The following is a 13792-nucleotide window of genomic DNA, read 5'->3' as shown; positions in this document are numbered from 1 at the left end:
CCATTACTTTACATGATTGAAATAGCCGGAAGGAACACAACCTTTGATCAAACATTCACCATCTCTAGTCGCGTTGCGCAGGTCTCTCGCCGCAGACTCTAATTTATCAGTGTTTTTTCTAGTAGGGTTAGCGTCAAAATTTTGCTGGGCACGATCTAATTTTGCTTGAAGCTCTGCCTGCACCTTTGCGCTTTCTAAGATTTCTGTTCCAGACAGTTTACCCGCATCTATATCTTTCTGTAAGCGTTCAATATCAATTGCAATTTGATGAGATCCATAATCTTTAACCTCTCCAGCAACTAGCGGATCAGTGGCCGAAATATAAGGTGAGTTAGCCGGATTACTTCCTCTAATATGCGTTTGAACACTTCCCGTCCCATCGATATTGGGCGGCACCAAATCCCCATCACTATTAATATGAGCTTTAGGATAGCCTTTGTCATTCAGCGGAGAATTAAAGTCGTTATCACTGCGAAAGATGAATTTGCCCCCCTGAACATCTGTCCCAGTCCGCAGCGGCCAGCGCCCAGCAGTCCATTCGACCAGCTTCCCACCAACGGTTCCTCCAACTGCAGGTGCAATGCTGAGCCCAAACTCAGCATTAGCCTGATTACGAATCGCAGCCGCGGCCTCATTATTACCCTGCATCTGATAAGCAGTGGCCAAAGCCTCTTTGCTCTGGCCTTGCTCTAAACTGTCCCATAGCGACGCAACAGGATTCTTGGTCAGGCCCATCATGCCGTTGGTGAGTTGTTCGCTACTTTGTGCTGGACTGTTCAGCAGTGACCAGATGGAACCCACAGCATTCGAAACAGCCGCTCCTGCCCCCTGCCATGTGCCAGCAAGCCCGCCTTTAACCGCTCTAGTCAGATCATAGGAAACAGCAATATTTTTGTCATAGAAGCGGTAATACTCATACGATAGATCGCCGGTATACGCCCCTTGAAAATTGATTGAGTTGACTGAAGGGTCGGCATAGTCCTTCGGATTTGATTGGGGGAACTGAACGAGCAGATTGGATGTTTCAGCAGGGGTATACGTTCTATCGGCTTGCGTACTAGGCACATCCGATGAAGTTGATCCTGCATATTCAGCGGCGATGGGTGTCAGCGCTCTGCCAAGGTAGTCAAGGGTGTTCTTATCCGGCACGTTGCCGTTTTCGTTCAGGACCTTATTCCAATTTTTATCAGAGAAGTAAACCAGGCCTTGAGCGAGACGGCGCTCGGCTTCTGCGATAGATATATTCATCTCAGCAGCAAATCGCGGCGCTTCTTCTTTAATCAGCTTGACCGCCCTCGGGTGCAACTGCTCGTTGTACCGCTCAACATTGCCCGCCACCCATGCGGCGTCATTCGGGTTGCCGTTAACCAGGGATCCGGCCGCAATACCGATAATTTGCGCGGTGGCGACTTTGAATTGATCATCCTTTGCGAAACGCTCATCCAGGTACTTACCGAGGTTCTCGTTCGCAATCGCCGTCAGGCCCTCAGCCGCGCCGGCGGCAATGGCGCCGGTCTTGAAGTCACCTCCTCGAGCCGCTGAAAGCGCGCCGCCCAGGATGGCGTGCATCAAGACCTTCTCTGCCGAGCCGGGGCTCAGGTCAAGGTCATTTGCCAGGTTGCCAAGGCCTTTGTTACCGGCCGCTGCGGCAAGGTCGAAACCTTGCGACACCAGGGCAGAGCCCAGATTGTCTTTCAAGCTGCCGCCGTTGATGGCTGTAGAGATGCCGCTTTCGATGACAGCGTGGGTGCCGCCGCGCAAGACTGCATCCTGAGCTTTTGGCCAGCTGAGCCAATCACTGGAATAGCCCGGGTTCTGCACCGGCCCTGCCGTGGTAACTTTCGCGCCCGCGCCGTCGGCCGGGCTCGCGCCCTTGAACCAATTACTGTCGGCGTAGTTCAACGCCCCAGTAGCCAAACCAGCAATGGCGGCGTTCTTAAGGCTGCTGCTGCTGAAGGTGTCCTTGAGCGCAATACCGAGATTGCCTTTGTTGTTGATCGTGCTCACAGCACCGGTACTGGCCAACGAGGTCAGCGCGGCGGTGGCCATCATGTTACCTAGCCCCGCACTTGTGGCTGCAACCGCCGCCGACGTACTGGTGGCCGCAACCGCAGCTGAGCCGGCGGCCATGGTTGAACCGGCCGATGCACCTGCGCCCACCAGTGCACTCGCACCGCCTGCCGTCACAATGGTGACAATAATGATGACCGCCAACATGGCCCCTTGGCCCATGCCAGAGTTGCTGTACTTGAAGGAGTCATGCAGCTCTTTTACCTGGCGCCAATCCACGTCGCCGCGCTTCTCAGCGTCCTTAAGCCAAGCCAACTGCGGGTCGGCCTTGACCATGGCGTCGATGGTCTGGCTGACGGTTTGCTGGTCGACTTGCTTGACGTCGATCTTCAGGCCGTTGACAGCTTCAATGACGGTCTGCCCCTTGGCAACCAGTTCACTCTGACGCAAGGTTTCATCGGTTTTGCCTTTGCCCTTCATCGAGAACCAAGCCATGTTGCTCTTGCTCTTGGTATGGCTCTCGTCGTGATAGTCCTTCACACCTTCAAAGGTAATGGCCCCGCCGCTTTTCAAAATCAGGTCGTTGCCACTATTGAGCTTGGCGACTTGGTAACGCTGGTCACCGTTGCTGACCAGCGTCAGGTTGCCTGCGGTTTTGATTTCAGCGCCGACGTTGGTGGTTTGGGTGACCTCATCACGCTTGGCCTTTTTCGCACCCCCACCCACCTTTCTCCTTCATGTCATACAACGTATGCGTGCTGTCCTGCGCAGCCAACAAACTCAACTTATCCCCGCTATAAAGATAAGCCTCATTCCCCGCACTGATCTTGCTCGCAACAATCGTCGTGTCACGCCCGGCCTGGCTGACAAAATCCCCACCCGCCGTCAGTACGCTCGCCACTTGGGTGGTCTGGTCGTCCGAGGTCTTGATGCGTTTCTTGCCGTGTTTCTCCTTGCCTTCGACGTTGTGCATGTCGCTGACCGACGCGACGTTGAAGTCGCGTCCGGCTTCGACCGTGAGGTCTTTGCCGGCGGTGGCGCTGCTGCCGATGACGTTGACGTCCTGCCCCGCTTTCATCGTCAGGTTGCCGCCCGCCGTGACGCTGGCGGCGAGGTTTTTGACGTCGGTGGTGATGCTGGATTTTTCGCCGCCGTCACGGATCTCGTGTTTGACGCTGGTGTCGCTGGCGGCGATCAGGTTGAGGTCGCGGCCGGCGCGCAGGGTGGCGTCGTTGCCGGCTACCAGTGCGCCTCGGTTGGTGAGGTCGCGGCCGGCGTCCATGGCGAGGTTTTCGCGGGCGACGATGGTGCCGGCGCTGGTGTCGGTGAGGGTGCGCATGCCCGCGCCGTCACGCACCTGGATGGCGGTGGTGTCGTTGGTGATGTCGCCTTTGAGTGCGGCGAGGCTGACTTGCTTGCCGCGAATTTCGCCGGCCATGGCGTTGCGAATGCTGTCGTCGGCCAGCAGGCTCAGGTTGTTGCCGGCTTCCACGAGGCCGCCGGTGTAAAGGCTGCCGCCACGGCTGGCGGCGGTGAGGTTGTTGCTGGCGCGCAGGGTGCCGACGTTGATGAGGTCGCCGCCGGTGACCAGGTTGAGGTCGCGGCCCTGGATCAGGCTGTTGCCGCGCACATTGCGCGATTCGGCCTGGGCCAGGTAAAGCACGGGCACGAGGACGGTCTGGCCGTCGATCACGCGGTTTTCCATCCACACGATGTCGTGGGTCAGGGCGTCCTTGCTGGCCAGCGCGTTGTCCATCAGGTAGCGGAACTGGTCGGCGTCGCAAAGTCGTTTTATGACGGCCGTGCGCGGGAGACCTTCGGGTCTGCCGGTTTTCTCTACTGCCGGTTCGCCAACCTGCGTACAGCTGTCACCCATAAGTTTGGCGACGTTTGAATGATGGCATTTATCACTTAAGTAGAGAGCTTAAAGATGAACCGATACATGCCATTAACAGGCCACGACTCAACCATTCCCGCGCTGGTGATCGACACGCAAGCGCCTCTCGATGTTCTCTATGACGCCGCCGCGTATCGTATTCGTGCGGTGACGCAGTTTTGGAGAGTTTGGCATTTAGGGAGGAGATCAGCAGTGATGCGGTTGTACTGCATGATTTTGCGCTGCTGCTGGCTATACCGCTGAGGGATGGGTGTGATCTGCTGGATGTGGTTGGGCGAAAGCTGAATTCGCAAATTTCATAATTAAAAATGGGCGGTTATCTGTAACCGCCCTGCCTACATGTTAAAGCATAAAATAAAATTGTTTTTAAAGAGCTTTGGTTCTTGAAAAAATCGCAAGAAGCCATAGAAAATAAAAAATATGCCAACCACTAATATCGCGCCAAAAATTAAAACGTGACTCGCCGGCGATATCTTTGAGGCCAACAACATTTTACTTTCCATCTTCACTTCACTCGCTCAAATCAAAAAGTTACATAGACCCCTTTTCCAACCAAACTAGTTTGATCGAGAAAACTTTCATATTCCTCCAAATCCTCAAGCAAATTATCTGCCAGCTCACCTTTAATTTCCTCAATCTTTTTTAGGCTTTCACTTACTTCATTTGTAGTTTGAAAGTACGAACCCATTTTACCAGGATCAAAAAATTCGCCATCTACACCTACTGGCGCACCCAAAAAAGGAGAAATATTTAGCTTACCTCGATTGGAGATTATCTCCTGCAAATCTGCCCATTTCACTCCTAATCCTTGATCATCCTTCGGGGAATAATATTTCGTCAGCGCAAAGTCCCCATATTGATGAGCATCTTTGTCTTCGATCATATCCTCCCAGTCGTCATCCAGCGCATCTCCCTCATAGGGATCGACCAAAAGCTTCCTGTTAGAAATAATAAAGCAGCGCAGCGGCTCAATATTTCCAGAACGTAAAGAGTTTTCCAATAATGGCCTAAGCTCGCTATCAAAACTATCGAAGTCAAAAATGAACGCTTTATGCTCGAAACTCATAATCTAGACTCCTAATTCTTTTTTGGCAAAAATCATACGGTGAGTACAGCCCAGTTTTCACAGGCAAGCCAATTTTAGGGTAATATCTGCAGACTCCGTAAAAATGGGGTGGTTAATCGATAACCGACCTGCTTAACACATCTCAAGCAGAAGAAAATAAAACCAGATTTTTAAAGACCTCTTTCACACCAGCTTATAAACTCTAAAAACAAAAATATATCCTATATTCGACTCTTCACCAAAACGACCCCATGCAAATAGATCCGTCCCCTTTTCTCTTCTTTATAGAAGCGCGGCCTAGTCCTGCGCTTTAAAATACCTGATAAAAAGAAACCACCGGTCCATAATCTTGGTCTGAACTTGACACTTCTACGTTAAATTTCTTCTTGGGATAATTATTAGCTAAAACTAAACGCCAAGACAGGGCGACCACCTCTGCCACCTGCTCAAAAACCTTATCATCGACGTCTTCAGAATATCCATCAAATACGTCGTAAAGATGGGTATGATTAATCATTTTTTCAGTTGCCTGCAGATCACCTTCAAACTGCTTTAGCCAGCAATCAAAAACCTTATCTTCATATTTGGCCTCTAAAAACACAGCCTCCCCGACAACAACAAAATCAGGAAAAAACAACTTAGACGACAAAAGTACATCTTCAGGGTGGCACTGTGTGCTTAGATACGAAAGCTCGTCTATCTCGCTTTTTTCCATCCAACCCGACCTCCAGGATTCATAGCGGGCTAAATCAACCAAAGGTTTTATCGTGTTAATTTTCATTATGGAATCTCGTCCGATTTGGCCGGCCTTGACGCCAATTTTGTCGACGGTGACTGAACCCTAACAGTCCCATCCGGCAATTTATTTCTACCATATTCGATTACATGTAGAGTTGATACATCGGTATGCGCCGCACCAGTAACATCTACCCTCTTAATGATCATCCCCTCTGAATCATAAACAGCGTAGCTGGTAATATTTCCTTGGTTATCCGTTCGATATACTGTCCCGTTGGCCCCTCCCCCTTTATCAGGCTGCCTAAATAAGATTCGCTCAAACCTTATCCCTGTGTTAGGAGATACTTTTTCCCTCGCGGCAGGGTGCCTACCCCCACCAGCAATAGATACATCCGTATAGTTAATTGGTTTGCCCGTAGACAACTGATGACATCAATTTTGATTTCCGCCGAGTCTTAAAAGACATAACAGCCCTTCACATTAGCCGTTTCATATCGCCATGACCTTATCGTCCGGTCCGCAGAAACCAACACTGAGTACCGACAATCTCTAATCCAGGTGATGTAATACCGCTTACCTCCACCCTCGTCTATTATTTTATCAAATTTCTTTTCCTTATTTACTGGAGACCAGTAGGAGTCTCCGCAGCCTCGTGTGCAGTCTTTGTAAACATGTGAATCAAACTGAGTACCTACCCAGTGATTCATCCCATTTTCCCAATTTGAGTGAGAAGGTGCGCAGCCCAAAAGGGTAGACAGTGATAAGGCTAATAGCCATTTATTAATTTTCACGTTTTTTCTCCGCCTCAATCGCTGGGCGGTATTTATCGTACAGCGCCCCATAGTTGACCAGCAGCGCAGGTGGCATGCTGCCTAAGTTTTCAAAAATTGACATATCGGCTTTTTTGTAGGCTTCTAAATTAATCATCCAGCCGTCATGCAAAGTAGCGAAGCCATTAAAACCAGGCACTTGGTTCAATATATTGCTGACCGGAGTACCGTGACAAACCGAATAGAAGCTATCACAGGCTGTTGTGCGATTAAGGCCGATATTTTTCCCTTCCCTTATGATCCCACCGTCATCAATCTGTGGGACATATCCACCTTCAAGCGGGTCATATTTCGCCCCTCCATCTCTGTCTACACCTGATCTTACATCCGGCCCGCGACCAGCGGAATATTCATACACTTCGGTCATAGCTCCGGTGCCCGCGATGGTCAACCAGGATTTTTTATCCGCGCCGCTCAGTACGCCTTTGAGCGCCGTATTAGCGGTATACGCCTTGACTCGCTCAGCGTAGCTCACCGTTTTGTAATTGCCGTCAGACGTCAACTCTCGCCCCCAACCGTTGGTAAATGCAGCACCAAAACCCGCAATTACCGCTCCCGTTGCGTAGCCTTTCAGTGCATCGGTACTGGTTACATCGTCCAACACCTTCCCTAGGTTGCCCTTGTTATTGATCGTGCTTGCAGCCGCAGTGCCCGCCATTGAAGAGAGCGCGGTTGTGATCATGACATTGCCCCAACCTGCTGCGGCCACGCCAGTCGCTGTGCCAGCCGTCACCATCGCTGAGCTACCAGCCGCCGCCATCGCAGTACCGGAGCCGGCGCTGGCGCCCGCCGCAGCGCCCAACGGGCCGCTTGCGGCGCCTGCTGTCAGTGCGGTCACGACAATAATAATGGCCAGCATCGCGCCTTGCCCGAGACTCGAATGGCTGTACTTGAAGGAGTCATGGACTTCCTGAACCTTGCGCCAATCAACATCGCCACGCTTCTCTGCGTCTTTCAACCACGTCAGTTGCGGGTCTGCCTTTACCATTACATCAATGGTCTGGGCAACAGTCTTCTGGTCGATATGGTTGATATCAACCTTCAAACCGTTGACGGCCTGGATCGCGAACTTGCCCTCTGCGACTACTTGAGTCTGGCGCAGGGTTTCGTCGGTATTACCGCGTCCTGCAGAACTGGTCCAGGCCAAATCGTTCTTGCTCTTGGTGTGGCTTTCCTGATGCAGATCTTTGACCGCCTCAAAAGTAACCGAACCACCACTCAGGATGTTGACGTCCTTGCCGCTGATCAGGTTGGCGCGCTGGTAAAGCTGGTCGCTGCCGCTGATCAACCCAATGTCGCCACCGGCTGTAATCTGGGTGCCAACGTGGGTCACCTGCGTCACCTCATCACGACGAGTCTGCTTGTTGCCCCAACCACTGTTCTTCTTCATGTCATAGAGGATATAGGCGCTATTTTGCCCAGCCAGCAAGCCCAGACGGCGGTCGCTGTATAGGTACGCCTCATTTCCCGCGCTGATCTTGCCCGCCACCAGCGTCGTGTCACGTCTTGCCTGGCTGGTGAAGTCCCTGCCCGCTGTCAATACACTAGACGCTTGCGTTGTCTGCTCGTCTGAGGTCTTGATGCGCTTCTTCCCGTCCTTTTCCCTGCCTTCAACCTTGTGTATCTCCCCAACGGATGTCATGTTGAAATCGCGGCCAGCATGGATGTTGATATCCTTACCCGCCGTGGCATTACTGCCGATGACGTTGACGTCCTGCCCCGCCTTCATCGTCAGGTTGCCGCCCGCCGTGACGCTGGCGGCGAGGTTTTTGACGTCGGTGGTGATGCTGGATTTTTCGCCGCCGTCACGGATCTCGTGTTTGACGCTGGTGTCGCTGGCGGCGATCAGGTTGAGGTCGCGGCCGGCGCGCAGGGTGGCGTCGTTGCCGGCGACCAGTGCGCCTCGGTTGGTGAGGTCGCGGCCGGCGTCCATGGCGAGGTTTTCGCGGGCGACGATGGTGCCGGCGCTGGTGTCGGTGAGGGTGCGCATGCCGGCGCCGTCACGCACCTGGATGGCGGTGGTGTCGTTGGTGATGTCGCCTTTGAGTGCGGCGAGGCTGACTTGTTTGCCGCGAATTTCGCCGGCCATGGCGTTGCGAATGCTGTCGTCGGCCAGCAGGCTCAGGTTATTGCCGGCTTCCACGAGGCCGCCGGTGTAAATGCTGCCGCCACGGCTGGCGGCGGTGAGGTTGTTGCTGGCGCGCAGGGTGCCGACGTTGATGAGGTCGCCGCCGGTGACCAAGTTGAGGTCGCGGCCCTGGATCAGGCTGTTGCCGCGCACGTTGCGCGATTCGGCCTGGGCGAGGTAGAGCACGGGCACGAGGACGGTCTGGCCGTCGATCACGCGGTTTTCCATCCACACGATGTCGTGGGTCAGGGCGCCGACTTGCTGGCTGGTGAGGGTGACGCCCAGGCTCAGACGCAGGGCGTCCTTGCTGGCCAGCGCGTTGTCCATCAGGTAGCGGAACTGGTCGGCGTCGCTGTAGAGGCCGCCGGCGAGGAAGCGTTGACCGGTTTGCGCGAGCACGGCGTCGCGGATCAGGCGGGTTTCGTACTGGCCGTCACCGAGGCGGCGCCAGGCGTTGTCGCCGGTGAAGCCGAGTTTGCCGAGCATGTAGTCGGAGCTGAAGAAGCCCGACAGCGAGGTGAACTCGGGGTTGGTCTCGATCAGATAACGGCTGGTCGGGTCGGGATTTTTGACGAACAGGCCGTATTCGCCCTTGGGCAGCTGGAAGTTCGGCGCGGTGGTGGGGTCGACCGCGGCGAAGGCGGTGCCGGTGTAGTCCACGGGCACGAAGCCGCCGCCGGGGGCGACGGCAGCCACTGGCAGTACGCTGCCGGCTGCCTGGGCGCTTGGGTCGTTGGCGTGTTTGCTCAGGTTGATGTTGATGCCGCCGACCGGGATGCCGGTCTGGTCATCGCCCAGGCGTCCGGTGAGTTGGGCCAGGGTGTTGTCGTGCAGCGTGCCGTTTTGCAGGGTGCGGGTGACATTGAGGTTGACCGTGCCGCCAGCTTGCAAGGTGGCGTCGTAGCCGGGGCCGCTGTTGTCGGTCCAGGTGGTGACGTCGCTTATGTAGGCGAAAGGAAAGCTATTGGGTGAGCGGTTTTTCAGCTCTTCGAAGCGCGCCTTATCGAAATGCCCAGCCGCCGTGGCTGCATTGAAAGCGGGAACGTCGATATGTTGCATGCTTTCAAACAAATCGTCGGAAATGCGACCTGGCGTGCTGACGACAATCTTGCGCTGCCCTGTGCGCGTGGTGGCGCCCTGGTTGAGCAGGTCACCGGCGGTGATACTCAGGTCGCCATTGGCAGCCATCAGGCTGTAGCGGTTCTGCACATTGTCGCCTTGCAGCAGCATGTTTTTGCCAGCCACCAGGCGCGCCGCCACCGAATCTTTGGTCGCCGCCTCAAGGTACGTCTCGTAGATGGTGATCAGGCCTTTTTCCCAGTTGTCTTTCTCGCCGCAGTGCTGGCCACAGACCCAACTCAAGCTGCCTGTGGTCAGCGTCTGCCCGAGTTCGAACTCATCTTTGGCGTTTTCGATAAAGCCTGCATTGATGCCAATCGAGCCTTCGCTTTCCACGGTGCCGGAGCGGTTGCTGAACAGCACGGCAGGCCCGCCGTCCCGTGCGGCGAAGCTCAGGTTGCCTTTGCTGTAGACATCGCCATAGAGGTTGCTGAAACCATTGCTGCGCAGAGTCATGTCGCCGCCGCTGAACAACAGCGAATCGGCAGCGTTGGTGATGCCGTTGACGGCAGTGAGGTTCAGCGCACCCTGGGCACCGAGGGTGCCACGGTTGTTGATCTGTGCAGCGGCGATATCCAGCTGTTGGCGCGCGGTGAGGAAGCCGAGGTTGTCCAGGGTGCCGCTCAGGTTGAGCCGCGTATTGACGGCCGCCAGACGCCCGCCGTTCTGGCTGAGGTTATTGGCCGTCACCGTCAGGTTTTGCAGGGCCGAGACGCGGCCGCTGTTGGTGATGTCGCCACCGGTGGTGATGCTCAGGTCACCGTCGCTGAGCAGTTCGCCGCCGTTGTCCAGGCTGGCTACGTCAAGCACCAGGCCCTTGCCGCTGGCCAGGCGGTCGCCCGCCTTTAGGGCCAGGCCCTGGGCACTTTTGTAGGTGAGCACTTCGTTGAGCTGCACGCTGCCCAAGCCGTCGACCTTGCCGAACGCCCAGTCGGCGGTGCCCATGCCGTTGATGCGGCCCAGGCTGCCGCTGAGGCTGGCGGTGTTGAGGTGGAACAGGCCCAGGCCCGCATGCTGCACCTGGCCGGACTGGTTGTTCAGGCTGGCGGCGTCGAGGCTGAAAGCGGTGCTGCCGAATTCGAGGGCGCCGTTCTGGTTGTTGATCGCGCCGCTGAGGTTGAGGCTGCTGCTCGCACCGCCCAGCGCGCGCAGTTGGCCGCCGGCGCTGTTGTCGAGGTTGCCGCCGACAAGGGTCAGGCCCTGGTTGGCTTCGATCAGGCCGCCACGGTTGGTCAGGGTGTCGCGTGAGGTCAGGGCGATCCGGTTGCCGCTGATCTGGCCGTTGCCACTGTTGTCGAGGGTGGCGCCGCTGACGGTCACCTGCTCTTTGCCGAACAACTTGCCGCCGCTGTTGACCAGCGCCTGGACCGTCAATTGCAGGTCGCCCACCAGACTCGCCATCAGGCCGTCGCCACTGTTATCGACCTTGGCGGCGGTCACGTTGAGCGTGTCGCCTTGCACCGTGCCGCCCTGGTTGTCGAGGGTTGCGGTGTTCAGCTCCGTCAGGGCGCCGCCGCTGAGAATAAGGCCTTTGCGGTTGCTCACGTCCTGGCCGTTGTAGCTCAGGCCCTGGTTGCCGGCCAGCAGTTGCCCGGCGTCGTTGTTCAGGTGTTGGGCGGCGATGTCCAGGCGCTTGCCGCGCAGGGTGCCGGCGTTGTTGTTGAGGGTGGTGAGTTGCTTGACCAGCACGCTGCGCTCGCCGGCATCGATGACGCCGTCGACGTTGGTCAACAGGTCGCTGACATTGAAGGTGATATCGCCGCCATTGCTGACCAGCGCGCCCTTGCTGCTGTTGTTGAAGGTTTGCGAGGTCACCTCGACGCTGTTACCGAGCAGGATGCCTGCGCTGTTGTCCAGGCGCTCGCCTTGCAGCTGCAGCAGGCCTTCGCTCTGGATGCGGCCCTGGGCGTTGAGCAACTGGCCGGGGCCCTTGAGCAGCAGGCTCACGCCCTGGGCGCCACCAGCAAGGAGGCCGGCCGCGCGGTTGTCGAGGCCCGAGGCGCGCACGTCGAGTTGGTCACCCAGCACGCGACCGGCACGGTTGTCGATCTGCCCGCCACTCACATTCAGCAGCAGTTGCTTGCCGGTGATCACGCCGCTCTGGTTGTCCAGGTTCGCGGCGCCCAGTTGCACGTTGCCCTGCCCGGCCTGCAAGCGGCCTTGGGCGTTGTTGAGCTGTTGCGCGACGGCGAGGGTGAGCGTGCCGGTGTTGGCGCTCAACACGCCATTGGCGTTGCTGCTGAGCGTGCCGGCCGTGAGGTTGAGGTCGGTGGCGGCCTGGGCAAAACCCTGGCTATTGTTGAAGGCGTTGGTGGCGTTGAGGTTAAGTACGCCGCTGTCGGCTTGCAGCAGGCCCTTGAGGCTGTTGTCGATGTTGCCGGCGTTTACTGTCAGCGCGTTGCCCAGCAGCACACCGTTCTGGTTGTTCAGGTTGCCTGCGTTCACCGTCACTTGGCTGGCAACGATTTGCCCACCGCTGTTGTTCAGCTCGGTGCTGTTGAGCGCCAGACTGCCGCCGGACATTTCGATGCGGCCCTGGCGGTTGTCCAGGTTTGCGCTGGTGAGCGTGGCGGCCTGGCCGTCACCAAAGCGGATCAAACCGCCAAGGTTGACGATGGCCGGCGCGTCGACCACCAGCGCCTGCTCGCCGAACAGACGCGCGGTGGCGCCCTGGTTGCTGACGCTGGCGCTGCTGACGTTGACCGTTTTGGCCTGGATGATTGCGCCCTGGTTGGTCAGCGCCTGCGCGGCGGTGATCGCCAGTGCACGGCTGGCCAGGAGGTTGCCGCTGGTGTTGACGGTTTGCGCGTTGATCGCCAGGTCGCCGGAGGTATTGCGACTGTTGTCGGGGGCGACGCCGGCTTCGATGATACCGGCGTTGGTGAGGTTGTCCGCCGTAAGGTCGATGCGTTGGCCGGCGGCGATGCTCTTGCGGTTGACCAGGGCCTGGGCGCTGGTCACCTGCACGCTGCCGGTGGCGTAGACCTTGTCGGTGAGGTCGACCGTCTGCGCGGTGACCTTGACGTTACCGGTGGCGGCCGCCTGGGCCATGCTCAGTCGGCCGTTGGCGTCCAGTTGAATGTCGCCGCCGCTGGCGGCCAGGGTGCCGTCGAGCTTCACGCCCACGCCAGCTTCGGTGCCCACCAGTTTGATTGCGCCGGCGTACATGCCGCCCAGGGCCGACGAGTCGATCGCCAGCTCGGGCTTGGCGCTGCCGTCGTCGGCGCGCGGGGTGGCGTTCAGGGTGTTGGCGTCGACGTCGTTGCGCCCGGCAATCACGTTCAGTTCACGCGCGTTGATCTGCGCGTTGATTTTTGCCGTGCGGGTGATGATCTCGAAGCGGTCGACGTTGCTGGCGTTGAGGCCTTCGCCGTCGATGGTCACGGCGCCGCCGTCGACCTGGTAGCGCTGCAGTTGACCGTTTGCGTCGAGCACCGGCTTGCCGGTGGTGAGGGTCACGTTGGGCGTGTTGATAAAGCCGCAGCCGCTGCAGGTAACGCCGTACGGGTTGGCCACGATAACCTTGGCCGATTGCCCCGCCACTTCGGTGTAACCGCGCAACTGGCTGGGGCTGCCGCCGTTGACTTCGTTGAGGATGACGCTCGCCGAGCCGCCCTTGAGGTTCGGGTTGCCGACGATGAAGCCGCCCAATTGGGTATTGGTCACCGCGCCATTGGCGTTGTTGAGGATCACACCGTTGGGGCCGACGTTGTAGTCGCTGTAGCGGTTATGGGACAAGCCCGCGCCATTGGGCGTGGCGATGTTCACCACGGGCACGCCATTGCCCGCCTGGCCGACGGTGGTGCCGGGTGCGCTCACCACGATGCCTTCGGCCTGGGCCAGCAGCGGCTGCCAGAACAGCGCGTTGGCCAGGATCAGTGCCAGCCCGCGCTTGGGCAGGCCGAAGAACGCGTTTCGCGGCTTCAGGGCAGCAGAAGGTTGGCGGGCCAGGAAGGCAAATTGGCGAACATCCATTTCAAAATTCTCGTTGCTGCGGGGCGTTT

General features: G+C 57.3%; 4 protein-coding genes and 2 pseudogenes. 1 reads left to right on the top strand and 5 read right to left on the bottom strand.

Annotation, left to right across the window (positions count from 1 at the left end):
* Window positions 1–3 precede the first annotated feature (3 nt).
* Window positions 4–3790 (bottom strand): annotated as a pseudogene (locus H045_RS21795) (DUF637 domain-containing protein); the annotation flags it as partial.
* 150 nt (window positions 3791–3940) lie between these two features.
* Between H045_RS21795 and H045_RS25590 the strand changes: the two are divergent.
* Window positions 3941–4209, top strand: a pseudogene (locus tag H045_RS25590) (hypothetical protein).
* A gap of 221 nt (window positions 4210–4430) precedes the next feature.
* Here H045_RS25590 and H045_RS21790 read toward each other — a convergent pair.
* The 4 genes from H045_RS21790 to H045_RS21780 all read right to left on the bottom strand — a co-directional run bounded on the left by H045_RS21790 (window position 4431) and on the right by H045_RS21780 (window position 13763).
* Window positions 4431–4973: a hypothetical protein gene (locus H045_RS21790; protein WP_015373448.1), complete on the bottom strand. Its 543-nt coding sequence runs from the start codon at window positions 4971–4973 to the stop codon at window positions 4431–4433.
* A gap of 310 nt (window positions 4974–5283) precedes the next feature.
* Complete coding sequence (locus H045_RS21785) at window positions 5284–5754, bottom strand: hypothetical protein (RefSeq protein ID WP_085986464.1); 471 nt, start codon at window positions 5752–5754, stop codon at window positions 5284–5286.
* Window positions 5754–6134 (bottom strand): polymorphic toxin type 24 domain-containing protein, encoded by a 381-nt coding sequence (locus H045_RS25920; protein WP_081602912.1) that lies wholly within the window; start codon window positions 6132–6134, stop codon window positions 5754–5756. The genes H045_RS21785 and H045_RS25920 overlap by 1 nt, the downstream gene beginning before the upstream one ends.
* 357 nt (window positions 6135–6491) lie before the next feature.
* On the bottom strand, window positions 6492–13763 hold the full coding sequence (locus H045_RS21780) for a two-partner secretion domain-containing protein (RefSeq protein ID WP_015373446.1): 7272 nt from the start codon (window positions 13761–13763) through the stop codon (window positions 6492–6494).
* Between the last annotated feature and the right edge of the window lie 29 nt (window positions 13764–13792).

The organism is Pseudomonas poae RE*1-1-14 (assembly GCF_000336465.1).
GTDB classification, from domain to species: domain Bacteria; phylum Pseudomonadota; class Gammaproteobacteria; order Pseudomonadales; family Pseudomonadaceae; genus Aquipseudomonas; species Aquipseudomonas poae.
Note: the sequence above shows the minus strand (reverse complement) of the source record. Positions and strands in the feature narration are given on the sequence as shown.

Coding starts and splice junctions, on each gene's coding strand:
- H045_RS21790 (WP_015373448.1), bottom strand. CDS start 4,973: ATGAGTTTCGAGCATAAAGCGTTCATTTTTGACTTCGATAGTTTTGAT.
- H045_RS21785 (WP_085986464.1), bottom strand. CDS start 5,754: ATGAAAATTAACACGATAAAACCTTTGGTTGATTTAGCCCGCTATGAA.
- H045_RS21780 (WP_015373446.1), bottom strand. CDS start 13,763: ATGGATGTTCGCCAATTTGCCTTCCTGGCCCGCCAACCTTCTGCTGCC.